General features: G+C 41.9%; 14 protein-coding genes and 1 pseudogene. 5 read left to right on the top strand and 10 right to left on the bottom strand.

All coding sequences use genetic code 11. From position 1 onward, the window contains the following. Nucleotides 1-6: 6 nt before the first annotated feature. Nucleotides 7-1,854, bottom strand: a complete 1,848-nt coding sequence (locus DWY37_RS00480) for a glycogen operon protein GlgX (RefSeq protein ID WP_118541470.1) — start codon at nt 1,852-1,854, stop codon at nt 7-9. 131 nt (nt 1,855-1,985) lie between these two features. Between DWY37_RS00480 and DWY37_RS00475 the strand changes: the two genes are divergently transcribed. Both DWY37_RS00475 and DWY37_RS00470 read left to right on the top strand, forming a co-directional pair. Further along, complete coding sequence (locus DWY37_RS00475; protein WP_118541472.1) at nt 1,986-3,080, top strand: HD-GYP domain-containing protein; 1,095 nt, start codon at nt 1,986-1,988, stop codon at nt 3,078-3,080. 15 nt (nt 3,081-3,095) lie between these two features. Next, nucleotides 3,096-3,404 carry a DUF1292 domain-containing protein gene (locus DWY37_RS00470; protein WP_022243329.1) on the top strand — a complete coding sequence of 103 codons (309 nt, stop codon included), beginning with the start codon at nt 3,096-3,098 and terminating at the stop codon, nt 3,402-3,404. Between the two features lie 7 nt (nt 3,405-3,411). Here the strand turns inward: DWY37_RS00470 and DWY37_RS00465 are convergent, their stop codons facing one another. The 5 genes and pseudogenes from DWY37_RS00465 to feoB form a co-directional block, all read right to left on the bottom strand. Beyond that, nucleotides 3,412-5,247 carry an ATP-dependent helicase gene (locus tag DWY37_RS00465; protein ID WP_117698286.1) on the bottom strand — a complete coding sequence of 612 codons (1,836 nt, stop codon included), beginning with the start codon at nt 5,245-5,247 and terminating at the stop codon, nt 3,412-3,414. 17 nt (nt 5,248-5,264) lie between these two features. After that, nucleotides 5,265-6,728 carry a glutamate--tRNA ligase gene (gene gltX / locus DWY37_RS00460; protein WP_117841179.1) on the bottom strand — a complete coding sequence of 488 codons (1,464 nt, stop codon included), beginning with the start codon at nt 6,726-6,728 and terminating at the stop codon, nt 5,265-5,267. A gap of 23 nt (nt 6,729-6,751) precedes the next feature. Beyond that, on the bottom strand, nt 6,752-8,260 hold the full coding sequence (locus tag DWY37_RS00455) for a 4Fe-4S dicluster domain-containing protein (protein ID WP_117841180.1): 1,509 nt from the start codon (nt 8,258-8,260) through the stop codon (nt 6,752-6,754). 146 nt (nt 8,261-8,406) lie between these two features. Next, nucleotides 8,407-8,580, bottom strand: coding sequence for a FeoB-associated Cys-rich membrane protein (locus DWY37_RS00450; RefSeq protein ID WP_117947041.1), 174 nt, complete (start codon nt 8,578-8,580; stop codon nt 8,407-8,409). Between the two features lie 12 nt (nt 8,581-8,592). After that, nucleotides 8,593-10,831 (bottom strand): annotated as a pseudogene (feoB, locus tag DWY37_RS00445) (ferrous iron transport protein B). 141 nt (nt 10,832-10,972) lie between these two features. On the opposite strand from feoB, the gene DWY37_RS00435 reads away from it, so the two are divergent. From DWY37_RS00435 to DWY37_RS00425, 3 genes are read left to right on the top strand one after another with little or no spacing between them, the layout of a single operon-like run. Continuing rightward, complete coding sequence (locus DWY37_RS00435) at nt 10,973-11,188, top strand: spore coat associated protein CotJA (RefSeq protein ID WP_022243335.1); 216 nt, start codon at nt 10,973-10,975, stop codon at nt 11,186-11,188. Beyond that, the gene (locus tag DWY37_RS00430; RefSeq protein WP_117698289.1) at nt 11,188-11,454 is read left to right on the top strand and encodes a spore coat protein CotJB; all 267 of its coding nucleotides are present in this window, start codon (nt 11,188-11,190) and stop codon (nt 11,452-11,454) included. The genes DWY37_RS00435 and DWY37_RS00430 overlap by 1 nt, the downstream gene beginning before the upstream one ends. After that, the gene (locus tag DWY37_RS00425; RefSeq protein ID WP_118541476.1) at nt 11,455-12,066 is read left to right on the top strand and encodes a manganese catalase family protein; all 612 of its coding nucleotides are present in this window, start codon (nt 11,455-11,457) and stop codon (nt 12,064-12,066) included. Between the two features lie 182 nt (nt 12,067-12,248). On the opposite strand, the gene DWY37_RS00420 is transcribed toward DWY37_RS00425, so the two are convergent. Genes DWY37_RS00420 through DWY37_RS00405 form a run of 4 tightly spaced genes read right to left on the bottom strand, consistent with a single transcriptional unit; the run spans nt 12,249 to nt 19,005 of the window. Beyond that, nucleotides 12,249-13,427 (bottom strand): hypothetical protein, encoded by a 1,179-nt coding sequence (locus tag DWY37_RS00420; RefSeq protein WP_117698290.1) that lies wholly within the window; start codon nt 13,425-13,427, stop codon nt 12,249-12,251. A 2-nt stretch (nt 13,428-13,429) separates the two neighbouring features. After that, nucleotides 13,430-14,194, bottom strand: coding sequence for a hypothetical protein (locus DWY37_RS00415; RefSeq protein WP_118541478.1), 765 nt, complete (start codon nt 14,192-14,194; stop codon nt 13,430-13,432). An 11-nt stretch (nt 14,195-14,205) separates the two neighbouring features. Next, entirely contained in the window at nt 14,206-15,435 is a 1,230-nt protein-coding gene (locus tag DWY37_RS00410) for a DUF5716 family protein (RefSeq protein WP_118541480.1), read from the bottom strand. A 30-nt stretch (nt 15,436-15,465) separates the two neighbouring features. After that, the gene (locus DWY37_RS00405; RefSeq protein WP_147403568.1) at nt 15,466-19,005 is read right to left on the bottom strand and encodes a DUF5717 family protein; all 3,540 of its coding nucleotides are present in this window, start codon (nt 19,003-19,005) and stop codon (nt 15,466-15,468) included. Nucleotides 19,006-19,020 lie beyond the last annotated feature (15 nt).

Here is a 19,020-nt window from a genome sequence, read left to right as displayed (position 1 = left end):
CTTACTTTATTTCCCTATTAATATCTGAATGGACATCCCGGCAATTTCTACCTGGACTGCATCCATTATCATTTCTTTCTCCAGAAAACCATTTTCATTTCCTGTATCCATTACTTTATACCATTTTTTGCTTTTTGGCAATTTCGGAAGTGCAAGGAACTGTTTTCCGGTGTGAAAATTATATGCCACATAAATCATTTCCTCACAATCCGCATACAGTCCGCAATAAAGCATCCCAACCGACTGGCGGTTCGGGCTAAATCCCACAGTCCATGCACTATCGCAATGAAAAGAAAGATCCGGATATCCCAGTCCCTTATAATCATTCATCCGCATCGGCTCTTCCATCCGAAGAACCGGGTGTGCCTTACGAAAGGCTGCCATTTTCTTTACAAACTGTTGTAAGAAAGCATATTTCTTATCATTTTTCCAGTTTACCCAGCCAACTGCATTATCCTGGCAATAAGCATTATTATTTCCCCTCTGGGAATTACCAATCTCATCACCGGCAGCAAGCAGTGGAATACCCTGTGCTAAAAATACTGCCGTAACCGCATTTCGAAGCTGTTTTTTACGCAGGCTTTCTATATATTTTTTGCGGGTTGGTCCTTCAATGCCATAGTTGTCACTGTAATTCCAGTCATTTCCATCCGCATTGTTTTCCCCATTTGCTTCATTATGTTTCTCACTGTACATAAATACATCTGCCAGTGTAAAACCATCATTAGATGCTGCATAATTCACAAATCCGGCATATTTCTTCTGCTTACGCATCTGGTTTACAAAATCGGTAAGACAGATTTCCTTATGATTTAACATTTTCCGCAACGGATAATAAAATTCATCCCGGTAAACAAATAAATGCGGATATGCATAATCCTGTTCCAGCAAATCCTCCGGAATCGTATCTGCAAACAGCTTACTGCGGCACAAAATCAAATCCTGTGCCATAGCACGAACCGGAAGATTTGCTCCCATCAGACGGAATCCATCCACATGATATTCCATCACCCAGAAGCGCAGGGCTTCTAACATCAGATTCTGATTGATGGTATCAGGAAAATAAATTTCCATAATACATTCCATGTCATTTTTATGCAATGCCTTAATTAATGATTTCAAGGCATGCTCCGGCTGTCTGCTTCTGGTAAATGCAGCCTTCGGCGCAAAATAATTGCCTTCGGTATAGCCCCAGCAATTTATCTTCTCAACTTCCGGCAGCTTCTTTGTATCTGTCTTCTGTTCTTCCTTCCAGGTCACATAATCCGGCAGTTCACAGGTTTCCGGTATCATCAGCTCTTCAAATTCATAAAAAGGCATAAATTCAACGGTTGTAACGCCCATATCACGAAGATATCCTATCCGGTTCTCTACTGCTTCAAAAGTTCCTTTTCTTGCTCCGCCATTACTACCCTCCATGGTAAAATTTCTCACATGAAGTTTGTACATGACCATATCCTTTTTGGCAATTTCCGGTGCCACATCCTCTTCCCAGTCAAAAACATCTGTGGAGAAACCGCTTTTCACCTGATAATCCATACCAAAGCGTTCCTTTTCTCCCCACTTTTCCCTGCCTACAATTCTTCTGGCATATGGATCTGTCATAACCTTACCGTCTATTTCAAAATTATAATCAAAAGAAGCCGGTTCAATGCCCATTACCATAATTGAGCGCAGTGCACCCACATAGTAAGTATCCGGAACCGGTATTTTTCCAATTTTCCCTGTTTTCTTTTCATACAGTACAATACTACATTTCTGCTCTTTTCTCCCCTCAAAGGTAAATACAACCCCATCACTATGCACAACTGCTCCCATGGTTCTGTAATCGCCTTCCCGAACATTGTATTTCATTTCATCATCCTGCACTTTCCTATATTCAAGTCTCTTGAAAAGATTATAACACGATTCATTGACAATTGATATGTAAATTTTTATAATTATAGTGTAGTGTATTGTTAATTAGTGATATAAGAGGTATATTCATGCATACAGTTGCAACAAAGGATTTACAACCTGGCATGGTGACTGCCACTCCTGTCATGAGCAGGCATGGGCAGATGATTGTAGAAGCACACAAAATGCTGACAACTCAGATGATTGCACACCTTGAGTTTTATGGAATTGAGAGTGCCAGAATAATAGACGGTGCTCTGCCTGTTGATGCCATTCAGTCAATGGCTGAAGAAAAGGAAGCGGTTGACCGGTATTCTGAACGGGTAAGAAACAGTAAAGAATTCAAAGTTTTTAAAGCAAATTACGAAAAAAAAGTACCTTTTTTAGAAAAATCCATCAATGATTTTGTCACAAAAAACATTCCTTTTGATCAGGAGGCTCTTTTATCCTGCGCTTTAGATCTTTTTACCAGACATTCCACTACAATTTCCATGTTCGATATGCTGCACAATATGCGCAAAATTACCGATTCCACTTATGCCCACAGTCTGAATGTTTCTTTAATCAGCCGAATGATTGGTATGTGGCAGAATTATAATGCAGATGATTTAGAAACTCTGACTCTGGGTGGTCTCTTACACGATATAGGAAAAAGTAAAATTCCACCGGAAATCATTAACAAGCCAGGGCGCCTGACCCCGGAAGAATATGAACTGGTGAAAAAACATTCCGAATATGGTTATGAACTGCTGAAAAATCAGAATGTATCTGTCCGCATCAAAAAAATTGCTCTCACCCATCATGAACGCTGTGATGGAAGCGGCTATCCAATCGGACTTATCGGAGATGATATTGATGATTTTGCCAATATCGTTGCTATTGCAGATGTCTACGATGCCATGACTGCTGACCGCTGTTATCGCCGCGGCGTCTGCCCGTTTGAGGTCATTGCCACTTTTGAGCGGGAGGGTCTGGGTAAATACAAACCCCAGTTTATTACCAGCTTCCTGGAGCATATTGCCAATACATATATTAACAATGATGTCATGTTAAGTAATGGCATGACCGGTAAAATTGTGCTAATTAACAAGCATCGCCTGACTCGTCCGGTGGTTCGGTTAGAAGACAGTATATTTATCAATCTGGAAAAACGTCCGGAACTCTACGTTCAGACAATTATATAAAGAAAGAGGTATTTTATGGAAAACAAACAGTTAAAAGATGAAGACGATATCATGGTGACATTGAATTTAGACAATGGGCAGGATGTGGAATGCAAAATTCTTACTATCTTTGAAGCAGGAAAACAGGATTATATTGCGCTGATGCCCTTAGATGAAAAGGGAAATGAAAATGCAGATGGTGAAGTATATATCTATCGTTACTCCGAGGATGAGGATGGAAATCCTTCTTTAGATAATATTGACAGTGACGAAGAATACGAAGTTGTCTCCGACCGTTTTGATGAATTATTAGATGAAGCAGAATTTGACGCAATGGACAACTAATCATCCATTACGTTTCCTGCAATTCTTTTAAGAACCGGGATGGTTCTGCACTGTGATTATTCAACAGCTCTACCGAGAAGAGGTAGAGCTGTTTTTTTGCTCTGGTCATCCCAACATAGAACATTCTGCGTTCCTCTTCCAGATCCGCATCTAAAACAGCTTTCTTATAGGGCATGATTTTCTCATTTACATCAATCAAAAATACCACATCATACTCTAATCCCTTCGAGCTATGTAAGGTTGATAAGACAACGCCCTCTCCCTTCGTCCGCTGCTTCTCCATGGCACGCTGTAATTCTTTTAAATATTTCTCTTTCTGTTTCTGCCAGTCATCAAAGCTATCGAACTCTTTGGTCATATCGGTAAGCTGTTCTAGAATATCCAAAAGTTCTTCCTCATTCATACCTCTCTGATCTGCATATTCTTTGATATAGTCATCGTAGCCGATTCCCTTGCGGATATAATTCACCGCTGCAAAAGGCTTCATTCCGGCTAACATTTTGCAGTCATGATAAAGCCGGTCGATTCTTCGTGCAATCCAGGACTGCTCCATTTTATCATAATAATCTGCCCAGACATCAAATGCTACGGTATCCTCTTCCAGGCTGTCCCGCCCAATATAACGGTTCGGCCGGTTCATAATCTGTAAGAAGTCTGCCCTTCTTCTGCTTCCATGGGCAATCCGAAGATAACTTTCCATATCTTTTGCAATCCAATGCTCATAAATATTAGGAATATTATCCCTTGTACGGAAAGGAATATTATATTCCATCAACTGCTGCATCAGAAGTCTTGGCTGTGTATTAGTGCGAAACAGCACCGCTGCGTCCGACCAGTCACCACCAGCTGCAGTATATTCCTTAAGTGCATGAATCAATCCTAAATTTTCTTCCCGCTGCGTCCGGTAAGTCTTACATACTACCGCTTCCTTTGCCGGATGAAATGCCTTAATATCCTTTGCAAACCGCCCTGTATTGTGGGCAATCAGTCTTCCTGCCGCTGCCACAATATTTCCATCGGAACGATAATTATAATTTAATACAATCCGCTTTGCATCAGCATAATCCTTCTCAAAGTTCAGCATAATCTCCGGTCTTGCCTGGCGGAACCTGTAAATAGACTGGTCATCATCCCCTACCACAAAGAGATTATTTTCCGGTGCTGCAAGCATCCTTATAATCTCATATTGCAATCCATTGATATCCTGAAACTCATCAATCAAAATATACCGGAACTTCTTCTGCCAGAGTGCTAAGATATCCTTCCGCTGGCTGAAAAGTTCATAGGTATAAACTAACATATCATCAAAATCAATCAGCCGGTTCTTCTGCAGCATCTTCTGATAATTCATAAATACATCCCGGAATGTATGCTCTGGAAAATTAGAAGAATAATAATGTTCAATGGGAATGTTCGAATTCTTTACACCGCTGATTTCAGATAACAGAGTCTGGATGCATTCATTTTCATCTTCATAGTCAATCGGAAAATGACGTAAAAGATTCCGGATAAATACCACCTTCTGCTCATCTCTTATAATATTTTCTGCCCGATAATGATAAGCATACTTTAATACCGTAAAAAACACCGCATGAAAAGTACCAAAAGTAGCCGTTGTGGATGTCTGATTCGTTAGCGAAAGAAAACGCTCCCTCATCTCCATAGCGGCTGCTTTTGTAAATGTCACCACCAGAATCTCTGATGGTGACACCCCATATTTTTCTATTAAATTTTTCGTTCGATGGGTAATTACGGCAGTTTTGCCTGAACCGGGCCCCGCCAGTGTAAGGCAGGGACCCTGATAAAAATCAACAGCTTCCTGTTGTGCTTCATTAAATTGCATGAAATGCCTCGTAACTTTTATTTCTCAAGTGCTTTCGTAAGAAGTGTAATTCCGGTACGGATACGTTTTAAGGACTCCTCCTTACCAATAATTTCCATAATCTCAGTTGCACCTGCCGGTGTCATCTGTTTACCGGAAACCGCTGTACGAACCGGCCATAATACATAACCATTCTTGCAGCCCTTCTCTGCCACAAAATCACAAAGTGTCTGATACAGTGCATCATTACTGTAATCCTGTTGAGCCTCTAATACCGGAAGAATCTCTGTCAAGACTTCCAAAGAGCTCTCTTCTGTGGTCTTCATCTTCTTATGGGTATACATTGCGGTATCATACTCCGGAAGTTCCTCAAAGAAGTCAATCAGATTCTCAATATCCGGGAAGATTTCAATTCTGGTCTTCACCATCTCTGCAATCTTGCGGATATCATAATCCCTGGTAATCACTTTCCGGATATATGGCTCTGCCATTTCAAAGTACGAATCAAAATCCATTGCCTTGATGTATTCGCCATTCATCCATTTCAGCTTTGTATAGTCAAATACAGCCGGTGATTTACTCATATGATGATAATCAAAGGCTTTTACCAGCTCCTCTAAAGAAAAGATTTCCCGGTTATCTGCCGGACTCCACCCCAGTAATGCCACAAAGTTTACAACTGCCTCTGTTAAAAATCCCTGTTCAATCAAATCTTCGTAGGAAGAATGTCCACAACGTTTACTTAACTTCTGATGCTCTTCGTTGGTAATTAATGGACAGTGTACATACACTGGCACATCCCAGCCAAAAGCTTCATACAGACGGTTATACTTTGGAGAAGAAGAAAGATATTCATTTCCTCTTACTACATGTGTAATTCCCATCAAATGGTCATCTACTACGTTGGCAAAGTTATAAGTCGGATATCCGTCTGATTTAATCAGAATCATATCGTCCAGCTCCGCATTATCAACGGTAATATCTCCATAGATTTCATCATGGAAGGTTGTTGTTCCTGTCTGAGGATTGTTCTGACGGATAACGTATGGAACACCTGCAGCAAGCTTTTCTTCTATTTCTTCCTTGCTTAAATGCAGGCAATGCTTATCGTAAACAATAATCTCTTTACCTGCAACAGTCTGACGCAGACTCTCTAAACGCTCCTTATCACAGAAACAATAGTATGCTTCTCCTTTTTCAATGAGTTTCTTCGCATACTCCAGATAAATTCCCTGTGCCTGACGTTCACTCTGCACATATGGGCCAACACCGCCATCCTTGTCCGGACCTTCATCATGTAACAATCCAGTCTTCTCAAGGGTACGGTAGATAATATCTACCGCTCCCTCAACATAACGTTCCTGGTCTGTATCTTCAATTCTTAAAATAAAATCTCCGCCCTCATGCTTTGCAATTAAATATGCATAAAGTGCTGTACGCAGATTTCCTACATGCATTCTTCCTGTAGGACTTGGTGCAAATCTGGTTCTAACCTTGCTCATTCTATTAACCCGCTTTCTTACTATTAATTTAATTCGATTTCCCGCAATTCCTTTGGTGGAAGCTGCTTGGTAGAAGCTTTCTTAATCTTCTCGATTTCCTGTTTTGCTTTCGGAATCGGAAGAATAGTTCCTGCTCCGGCGATACATCCGCCAGGACATCCCATTCCTTCAATCATACATCCATTCATCTTACCAGCCTTGGCAAGCATCAGCATCTTCTTACATTCAGCAAGACCTTCTGCATGTTCAATCTTAACATCCACATCCGGATAATATTCATGTACACATTTTTCAATGGCATCTGCAACACCACCGGCACATGCATATCCACGACCTGCAGCAGTTGCATCATGCATGGAGCTTTCACCCTCTGTCTGGTTCGGATCAATTCCTTTTGCTGCAAACATAGCGTCTAACTCTTCAAATGTGATTACAAAATCAACATCGCTTCGTACAGTTCTTCTGCTTGCTTCCAGTTTCTTAGCAGCACACGGTCCGATAAATACTACTTTTGCATTCGGATGTTCTTTCTTAATGCTTCTTGCTGTAGCAACCATAGGTGTAAGCTCAGAAGATACGCTCTCGATTAAATCCGGGAACTGTGTCTTTGCAAGCATGGACCATGCAGGACAGCAGGATGTAAGTAAGAAAGGAAGCTCTCCTGTTGCAACATGATTTGCATAGTGATGTGCTTCTGCTACTGCACCGATATCAGCCCCAAGTGCAACTTCAACAACTTCTGAGAAACCAAGTTCTAATAAAGCTGCCTTTACATGCTTTGGAGTAGCTCCAGGTCCGAACTGACCTACAAATGCAGGTGCAATTTCAGCGATAACTTCTCCGCCTTCTTTCATACAACGGATCAACTGGAAAATCTGTGATTTATCTGCAATTGCTCCGAATGGGCAGCTTACCATACACTGACCACAGGATACACATTTATCTGCATCAATCTTTGCTCTTCCGTATTCATCTGTTCCAATTGCTCCAATTCCACAAGCCATGGAACAAGGTCTTTCTTTCTTGGAAATTGCATCATATGGGCAGGCTGCTTTACATCTTCCACATTTGATACATTTCTCCTGGTCGATTACAGATTTGCCATCTACCTGGGAGATTGCTCCCTTTGGACATACCTCCATACATGGATGTGCAATACATCCCTGACACATATTGGATACTTCATATTTCTTTTCTTCGCACAGATTACATGCAGATGGAATTACCTGCATAAGAGGTGGCTCATAATATTTTTCTGCCACATTGCTCTCTTCGAGGCCACTGGTAACATGTACCGGTTTATCCTGTGGCCGTAAAGACATACCCATAGCAAGTCTTACTCTTTCTGCTGCAATCGCACGTTCTCTATAAATACTTTCACGGTATGTAGGAACATCTCCAGGGCAAACTGTATATGGAACTGCCTCAACGGCATCGTTCAGGTTTGCACTGTCTGCTTCATAAGCAATTTTTGCTACCTCCGTAAAAATGCTTTTTCTCAAATCTGATACTGGTGTACGTAGTCCTCTCATCGTTTCCTCCTAGAAAAAATTGTATTATATCATTGTTCATAACCACGCACAGTATTATCAATATATAACACTATGCTAACAATAATCTAGCACACCACTTTCAATAATACAAGTAGCCTGCTCTTATGTTCTAAAATAAATACTTTTTACAACTTTTTCCTCCGGGAACATTCTTTGCAGACCGCATCCGTATCTGTCCTTCCACTACATCCGCTGCAGCCAATGCAGCCTCCCTCTTTTTTCTTTTTCATCATAGCATATACCGCAAAGGCGCACCAGCAAAGAATCAGTAATAGCAAAATAATATCATTAACGCCCATACTATCTGCCTCCTAAAAAATCAGGCTGCCAATCTGAAAGACAACAAATGCTGCAATCCATGCAACCACGCACTGCATTACCACAACACCAAGTGCCTGAAGCTTTGAACCCATCTCCCGTCTGATTGCTGCAATCGCTGCTACACATGGTGTATAAAGTAACGTAAACACCAGGAAGCTGACTGCTGATACCGGCGTAAACAGAGTTCCAAGGCTGTTGCCCAAAGCAGTCACACTGGTTCCAAGAAGTACACTCATGGTACTGATTACTGCTTCTTTGGCAGTAAATCCGGTAATCAAAGAAGTGGATACTCTCCAGTCCCCAAATCCAAGAGGAGCAAAAACCGGTGCAATCACACGGCCGATTAATGCCAGCAGGCTGTCTGCGCTGTCAGATACTACATTCAGTCTGGTATCAAAAGACTGTAAGAACCAGATAATAATCGTTGCAAGGAAAATAACGGTAAATGCCCTCTGTAAGAAGTCCTTTGCCTTGTCCCACATCAGGAGTACCACGCTCTTTAAAGATGGCAGCCGGTAATTCGGAAGCTCCATGACAAAAGGCATCGGTTTTCCACGGAATGCGGAATGTTTAAATAAAAGTGCCACCAGAATTCCCATTACCATTCCACCAACATAAAGTGCAATCATAACAAGCGCCTGATATTTTTTAAAAAATGCTGCTGTAAATACCGCATAAATCGGAATTTTTGCTGAACAGCTGATAAATGGTGTCAGCATAATGGTCATTTTCCGGTCTCTTTCGGATGCTAAAGTTCTGCTTGACATTACTGCCGGAACCGTACAACCAAATCCAATCAGCATTGGAACAAAGCTTCGTCCGGAAAGTCCGATTTTACGCAGCAGTTTATCCATAACAAAGGCAACTCTTGCCATATAACCGGAATCTTCCAGAATAGACAGGAAGAAAAATAAAACCACAATAATCGGCAGGAAACTTAACACACTTCCGACTCCGGCAAATACACCGTCAATAATCAGGCTGTGAACCACCAGGTTAATTCCATAAGCAGTCAACCCCTTGTCAGCAAGATTCGTTATGTATGCAATAAAAACTGCAAGATAATCACTTAAAAATGCTCCGATAACACCGAAGGTCAGCCAGAATACCAGCAGCATAATCAGAAGAAACAGCGGGATAGCAAGATATTTATTCGTTAATACGTTGTCTATCTTTACACTACGGATATGTTCTTTGCTCTCATGGCACTTTGTTACTGATTTACTGCACACCTTTTCAATAAAGGTATATCTCATATCAGCCAGAGCGGCATTTCTGTCCATATGATGGTCTGTTTCCATTTCTTCAATACTGTGTTCCATCATATCCAGTTCGTTCTGGCTCAGCTTCAGTCTGTCAATAATGTCTGTATCCTGTTCTACAATCTTCGTTGCTGCAAAACGTGGTGACATTCCGATATTCTGTGCATGGTCTTCTACCTGATGGGATACCGCATGAATGCAGCGGTGCACAGGACCTTTCTCGCAAAAATCCGTTACCTTTGGATATATCTTCTGTCCTGCCACCTTCATGGCGCTGTGTACCAGGTCTTCCACTCCCTCTCCCTTTACCGCACTGATTGGAATGACCGGAATTCCCAGTTCTAAAGACATCTGTTTTACATCAATACTTCCGCCGTTGTTACGCACCTCATCCATCATATTCAGAGCTAATACCATCGGAATATGCATTTCTAACAACTGCAGGGTCAGATAGAGATTTCGCTCAATATTTGTTGCATCTACAATATTGATAATTCCATCCGGCTTTTCATTTAAAATAAAGTCTCTTGTTACAATCTCCTCACTGGTATATGGACGCAGAGAATAGATTCCCGGCAGGTCAACTACCGACGCATCCTTATGTTCTCTGATTTCTCCCATTTTCTGGTCAACCGTTACACCCGGAAAATTTCCAACATGCTGGTTGGAACCGGTGAGCTGATTAAATAATGTGGTCTTACCACAGTTCTGGTTTCCTACTAATGCAAATATCATTCTAGTTCTCCTCCGGTTCTACTTCAATTTTTCCGGCATCTTCTTTTCGTATGGTCAGTTCATATCCACGAATCCGGAGTTCAATCGGGTCTCCCATAGGTGCTACTTTACGCACCTGCACCTTTGTCTTTGGAATCAGCCCCATATCTAAAAATCTACACCGCAGTGCTCCTTCTCCCCCTACTTTGGTTATTACCGCTTCTCTTTCAATTTCAAGTTCATCCAGTGTCATCTATTTTCCTCTTCTCTTGTTATTGATATTTTTTCTCAATTAAGTATTTTACCGCAGGATTCTTTTTTTCACAATATAAAATCTCACATTCCTTTTCATCTGCACATATATTAATATGAATATTTTTATTGAGGTCAGCATATGAACAACTGTAATTGTCAGCCACAAAGCAGCCGTCCGGCTGTTCCGACACCTTATACGAAACAGTTTGCCTGTAATCAGGAACTTGCCATGGCTTATGTTCCATGGCAGCAGTTCGGCAATCTGTACGAACCTGACCAGGCTCTGCGTAATGGCACAGTCTTTCAGGATTTAAATAAGCCTTTCCATGGTTCCATGAAAGGAGGCAGATTCTGATGAACAATATGCCAATGAACCAGTCCCAGCTTTTAGACTGGATTAATCAGGTCAGCTTTGTAGCTTATGATACTGCCCTTTACCTTGACACCCATCCTTATGATGAAGAAGCACTTTCCTTCTATAACCACTACCGTACCCTGCGGTTAAAAGCAGTGAAAATGTATGAAGAAAAATATGGTCCCCTGACTTTAGACGGTGCCGACACAGACGGTCACTGGAGCTGGGGAAGCATGAGAAATCCATGGGAAGGGGGAAATTGTTAAATGTGGCAGTATGAAAAAAGACTGGAATATCCGGTCAACATCAAACAGACCGATCCAAAAACCGCACAGTATATCTTAAGCCAGTACGGAGGTCCTGACGGAGAAATCAACGCATCCTTACGTTATCTCTCCCAGCGCTATTCCATTCCTTACCGTGAAGTAGCCGGACTGCTTACCGATATTGCGACAGAAGAAATTGCCCATTTTGAGATGATTGCAACCATCGTGCACCAGCTTACCAGAGACCTGACTCCGGAGGAAATCAAAGCCTCTAACTTCGGTCCTTACTATATTGACCACACCCTTGCCGTATGGCCACAGGCTGCCGGTGGTGTTCCACAGAATGCCTGTGAATTCCAGTCCAAAGGCGATCCGATTACTGACCTTATGGAAGATATGGCTGCAGAGCAGAAAGCCCGCACCACTTACGATAACATTCTTCGTGTCGTAAAAGACCCGGACGTTGTAGATCCGATTCGTTTCCTGTGTGCCAGGGAGGTCGTACACTTCCAGCGTTTTGGCGAAGCACTCCGGATGGTACAGGAACACCTTGACTCCAAGAACTTCTATGCATGTAACCCGGCTTTCGATAAGAGCTGCGGCTGCAAATAAAACTGTGATAGAAAAGAATGTGCCTTGGCACATTCTCGCGCCTGCGGCGGTTGCTTGCGACATCTACCTTATACGCCGCAGTGTGCATCCTCGCGGAGCGTTTTTTACTTTACAGGAAAGCAATTTCCTGTAAAGTAAAAAATAGCGTATCACCGATATTTTCTATCGATGATACGCTATTTTCATTCTCCGGTTCCGCAGAGCCGGTCCACAGAATTAATAATCTCACGGACTTCCGGGATTTCCTCATGATACTCTTTCATGAGTTTTTCAATTTCTTCCTTCTGTTCTAATACTACATCCATGTTATATTCAATGGATGCCCGGATTTTCTGCCGCCGGCTCAATAATTCATGCTTGATTTCCACCATTTCACGCTTATCTACCAGTGCATTTGGTTGACTAATCCAGACCTTTGCATCATAAAGTTCATATTTTTGCAGCATGCGTACTAACTTTCCATTAAAATATTCCAAGTCATCACTATTCCGCTCAAATTTCTCTCTTTCCCGTTTGGCTTCTAAGTACTGCTCCCAGAGATAGGTCAGTTCATAGGAATTATGCACATGGTATTTCTCGCAGGCATAATCCACCGCATTCGTAGAATTTACATACTTTATTTTAGTACGGTTCAAAAGAGTAATGGCATGATTCATGTTCACTTCTGCCCGCTTGATTTCTCTTGTATTATTCTGATTCCGGAACAGCATAAAGAATCCACTGGCTGCCGCAGCTACCATCAGAATCGTAAATAGAATCCGTACATCCATTTCCAATGCCACATGAAGAACCAATATGACTGCAAGGAATGCCAGTACCATGCCAAATACTACATAGGATGCCTTCCGCAGAATCTTCTGTTCTTCCATTAATTCTTCCCGGTAATAGGCCCATTCATTCTTCTCCCCTTCCAGGTAATTCATATCACGCTTTACGGCCGCCTGATACATCTCATTTGCCTGCAGGGTCCGGATGGATTCCGTCAGAGTCTCCTCTTCCTGTTCCATCTGTGCATACTGCGTATCTGTCAGCTTCTTGGTTGCTTTCAGATAATCGGAACGGGACTGATCCAGTGTAAGAATACTGTTTGCCGTATCTCTCAAAGCAGCTGCCTCATCTTCCGGCAGTTCTTCAATAATCTGGATATCCTTTAAATAAGAAGTCACCACACGATATTCAGACTTTTCATTTTCCAGGGTCTTTGTGGTGTCAATCATCTGTTCACAGTGACCCAGAACATAATGTTGTACTTTATGTTCATCCTTCCGGTCTTCTTCCGATAGCGTATCCTCTGTGATACATTCTAAGACCTCTTCGATTGTTTTCTTTGGTTTCCTTTTTCTTCTAAAAAATTTAATCAATGTTATGCCCACCGTCCATTGCTTTCGTAAATATATTTTTTCTTATCCAGCACATCCCGAAATGCTTCCAGTACTTCTTCCTCATCATTCCATTGCTTATGAATATCCTCTAATGTCTTTTGCAGTTCTTCTGATACTTCATAAACCTGTTCCTTTTCATCCGGTGCTGCCATCCGCCATGCTTCTTCCATCTCCCGCATACATGCCGGATTGTTATTATAGTCATAAGCTTTCTTAAAGCATCGTGCCGCATCCCGGTACAGGAATAATCCGGTATGTGCAACTCCAATATTATTCCATATATTTCCTATGACAGAAGCAGCCAGCTTTCCCGCCTCTTCCTTCTGCAGCAGACGCATATATTCCCTGATAGCCATGACATACCGGTGATTCATAAGGCTTCTGTCTGCCCTGATTTTCATACATTCAATTTCTGATTTATTTTCTACTTCTGCCAGTGCATATTCGATTTCATCTTTTTCTTTCTTTGTGCAAAAGCCGCAGGCATCCATCAGAAGCCGGACTTTTTTTGCCAGCGTCATTTTCTTTCGGACAGCCTCTTTTAACTGCCCGGCTAACTCCAGGTCTTTTAACTCCTCTGCAATCCAGCTGATTAAATCATCCGACACAAAAGAATCGTCAAGATATTCCGTGTGGTTTAAAATATACCAGTTCAATTCCTCCAGGGAATAGATATTTATCATATTCTGTTCTAAATAATATGGCACATCGGTTTCTTTCCGATTGCATAAAATCAATTCTCCCATGAGGTCTCCTCCTACAGTTCCATTTTATATTCCCACACTTTTTCAGAGCTTTTATAAATCTCTCCAAATCCAAGGTCCCGTATGGTAACCTTTACAGCGGAATCTGACAGTGCTTCTGTCATAACAGAAAGTCTGGTCATACGTTCCGGCCGTTTTGGAATATCCGTAAGCTCTAAGGATTCTATCTTTGCTTCCCTGCTGTCCGGAAGCTGCAGCCAGAAATCAACGGTATTCGTACCTGCCAGTAAAATCTCGCACTGATTCTTTGCTTCATACCAGTTTTCTCCTGCACTTACCAGTGTATGGAAAATAAGTTCTTCCCGGTCTTTTACTTTAAGGCTGATATTTACCTTCATCTCATTCTCGCCAATATAGACAAACTGCCATGGCTGCATTCCGGTATGGATGCAGGATGCATAACAGGCTCCCTTAGCATAAAGATTTTTGCCTAAGAAAACATGCCTTCCGTTGCAGAGAAATTTTAAGGATTCTCTCATCCATTCTCCATCAAAACCATCCCCGGTCAGATATACCGAAGAATAGATTTTACGGGAAACGGCATCTGTTACTACATCTAAAAACGCAGTGTCTTTATTGCCAATCAAAGGACCATAATCTTTCAGATAAATATGAACCAGCTGTGGTGTGGAATTCAGATTACGCTCCATGTAATAAAAACGCATACTGTTCTTGGAATAATCAAAGAGAACTGCATCATGCAGCCACAGTTCTTCCTTCTGGCTTAAAGCATAGTAATAAAAGCTTTCTGCATAATCGATGACATGATACTGCTCTTTTGTCCACTTCATCCGTCCGGCTATTTTTTCAATCAGTTCCATCTTTTCCCGGTTTAAAGTACCCATAGTAATGGTAATTCTTGCCAGCTTCATGGATATGCCGAATTTCTGCGGTACCGTAAGAATTTTACGGACAAAGAGACTTAACAGTTCTACCGTATCATATGTTTCCCCTTCCACGGTAACCGGTTCGCCTGCCAGTGCCCGGCTGAAGAGCCGGTCACAGCCGCTTCCTTCACCATTTTTCATGACAGTCTCTGCTTCTTTTCCGTAATACCACTGTCCGATTCCCCTCCTCTTGCAAAGACTCAGCGGAATCTGGTACAATTCACTGCCTGCCACGGTACTGATGGTATCCGGCTCTGACATATCGGATGTACAATATGATACTAATGCGTATTTTTTTCCAAAATCAAGTCCTATTGAAAGGCTTTTTTCCTTCATACCATCACCCTGTTATTGTTTTCCCTTTTACTACATCAGTTGAAAACGTTCTTCATTCCTTTTCTTCATACTGTCATATTTCCGTAAAAGCCGCTCTAACTTCTCATAATCCTTTAAGGTATATTCTAATTCCATTTCATTCAACATATCGTAGGTGCTTCCATTTTCCCTGCCACAGACATCCTTACAGGAAAGCCGTCCACTCTCAGTCACAACGGACTCCCGTGGTGCTTCCTCTGAAATATAATACGGAATTTCTTCTCCAAAGAATACGATAAATTCTTTTACGAAAATACCCTCATACATCTCATTCATATCTTCATCCACATAGGATTCACCTTTCTGATAGTGAATCACCACACGCTTACTTGGGTTTGTCCGGTATTCCACAAACTTCCGGTCGTAAAAATGAAATCGATAGCGAATCTCCTCCGGCATCTGCTGATAAAATGCGAAATAAAGATTCTGTGCCAGCTGCTCCTGTAGAAGCTGCTCTGTCATCTCCATTACACCTTTTTCTTCTATGGACAAATCCCTCTTTGCCACTGCATAAAGCAGTGCCAGCTTCATCACCTGGCTTAATTCTTCCTGTTCCTCATAATTTTTCTTTAAGCCTCTAATGACATTTTCCGGTACAATGCCCTGATGCACAAAATAGAAATGTGCGAAATAATTTACATATGCTTTCTGCAGAAGATGCGGTGCTCCGTGTGACACAAAGCTTTCATAAATGCTTTGCACCTGTTCTACAAATTCTGCTGTATATAACATCTGCATCAATAACCGTTCTTCCAAGTCTCTGGTATCTATATCAAAAGTCTGCGCCGCTGACCAGACCGCCGCCATTACACGGGTCGGACCGCAGTAGAACTGTGCTAAATACTGCAGCATCTCTTTACTGTATTTCTTCGCCTGAAAAGTCACTGCACAAAGTGCCAGCAGGAAGTCATCACTTTCATAATCCACTTCTTCTATTTCATAAGTCAGAAGTGCTGTCAGTTTCTCCAGCCGGATGCCTTCCCAGCCAAATTCCCGGATATCCGGATATGCAATCTCATATAACCGGTATTCCAACATCAGATTCAAAAGATAGGCTCTGTCATCCCGCTTCATAGAAGAAAGCGGTGCATGACGCAGACACTCTTCCACCAGTTCCTGATTATCTTCCTGCTCATAGAAATGTACTGCCTTTGCATAAAGCTCTGCCCGGTAACTTTCCCGCAATGCTTCCTCTTTTAAGAAGATGCGTAAATACTCACTGTCCTCCGGCACAAATGCACGGTGGGTATCCCTGGATGTAAAATGATACAAAAGATACGAAATCTCATATGGTGCATATTCCATGCAGGTACGGTAAAAGGCACCAGGCCTCATCAGCTTTTCCAGCTGGTATGAAATCTCACTGCCATACCGGTATCCCTTCGTATCCTCAAATACAATGACATAGTCCTTGCTGTATAACTCAAAATAAGCACTGCCATTTACTATCGGCACACACTGCACTTTTCGCAGCTGGTCATGCAAAACATACATCCGCACAATATTCGGTGCAAAGCAGTTCATTTTATGGGTAAAGAGAATCTTCGCCAGTGGTCCTGCCATCTCTTTTTGTATCATGCCTTTATTTAATAAATCAGAATAGATAATCGCCAGATTATCATCGATATGACCTTCTTCTATCTGGGCAATTGCGAATTCTTCCATCCGCTTCCGGTAACTGGAATATACCTCCGGCTCTTTCTCCTTTAACGCTACTACATTTGCAAGCAGAGCCGCCTTCTGTTTGTATGGAATGCTGCTGTTATACTGAAAATACATCTGTATCATCCGTGGAATTTTCTTAATGGCAAGTAAATCCATGGACATTAAATATGCTTCATTTAATCCTGCCAGCCGCAAATCTTCTTCCACGCCACGTTCAAACCAGATATGATAATGCAATCCAAAACGCTGTCCTCTTATCAGGTAAGCACAGATTGCTGACAACATCTGATTATTCTGAAATTTATCATATGCCACGCACATAGTCTTATAAAGCAGCGGATGAAATACCCGTTTTTCCGATACCAGCGTCGTAATCTGCATGGCAAGGTCACTGGTCAACACACCTTTTTTTGCCGCCCAGTAAAGAATGCGGATTTCAAAATCAGTAAGTCTCGTTAAAAGATACGGATTCTGCCAGTATAAATAGAATCCTTCGATATAGAAAAACGGACTGTTACAGCCGTCTAACATCTGGCTCTCAATTGCCCGGATTTTCCTGGTATCATTTTCGCAATATTCTTTCTTTAAGAAAAGCAGCATCCAGAACACCCGGATATCATCTGTTTTCTGATAAATTTCTTCAATCTCTGCAGTCAGCCGGTTCACATAGGATTCTTCCCGCTCCCACAACGTACGGAGATAGAGGAAATATGCATAAAGCGGTGTATCTTTTGCTTCCTCTTTCCGCCGGAACTCATCAAATAACCACTCTGCCTCCTGCCTCTGTCCGCTTACCAGTAATGCCTGTATTTTCATCAGAAGATACCAGTCATTTTCCGGCCGCATTGCAATCAGATGATTCAGTGCGTCTAACATTCCTGATGCAAAAAGTCCTGCGCCAATCTTTTTCAAACGATAATTGAGATAGATTCCGGTGATATGTGCAAGTGTTCTCTGCTCTTCCAGATAATCGATATGCTCCTGTTCTCTGCGCTCCGGCGTCCTGATTATGGTAATCTCATAAGTAAGATGCTGATAAATATTTTCTAAAGTAATTCTTCCATAATTTTTTCCGGTATGAAGTTCTGCCGGGTCAATATAATAAATAAGGTCGCAGATACTTCCGGTAAAATCATCTGAAGTATAAACATTCTTTTCCAGTTTTAAGAAGCTGCTGTCTGTCTGTGCTTCAAAGCTTATATACCCCCAGCCATTCTTCTGCACAAAAAGCGTTTCCTTCTGCTCCTCTTTGATATCCTGATAGGTAATTTCCTGTTCTTTTAACGCAAGCTCAATGCGTGGCTTGGCATTGATCGTAACCAAGAACTCCTCCATACCGGAAATCAATGCTCCCGGTCCGCCAAAGCCGGCATACCATAATAGTTCTTTTCCTTTTTCTTCTTTTAATACATGTTGAAAGCCCTGGGAAGCAAACAGGCGGTAAGCTTCCATATAATCCGTCTGTGCCAGTTTGATAAAATCACTGAGATTTCGGATTCTTCCGGTAGACGCATTCCCATAAGGCCGGATTATAGACACAACAAAAGAAAGGCTGTATTCCAACTGATTACAAATAATACAGAATTCACCCTTTTGTATATCACCAACCCGGAAACCCTCACTATGGAACTGAAATCCGATTCGGACTTCTTCCCCTTCAAATTCCGGTGTCAGACATTCCATATATGGATTAGAGGAATAAATCAGCCCCTTTACCGGAACATGGTTGGATACTTCAATCACAAATTCTCCCGTATAATCCTGTCCCTCTAATACCTCAATTTCAATCTTCTCTTCCGAAAGAGATAAAACCGGCTGTTCCTGTTCAAATTTTCCTGCTGCAAGTCTCTGAATCCGTCTACGCAAAATGTCACCTGCTTT

It is taken from the genome of Roseburia sp. AF25-13LB, from assembly GCF_003478915.1.
Classification (GTDB): Bacteria; Bacillota; Clostridia; order Lachnospirales; family Lachnospiraceae; genus Roseburia_C; species Roseburia_C amylophila.
The sequence above is the reverse complement of the archived record's forward strand: the minus strand, read 5'-3'. Positions and strand labels throughout refer to the sequence as shown.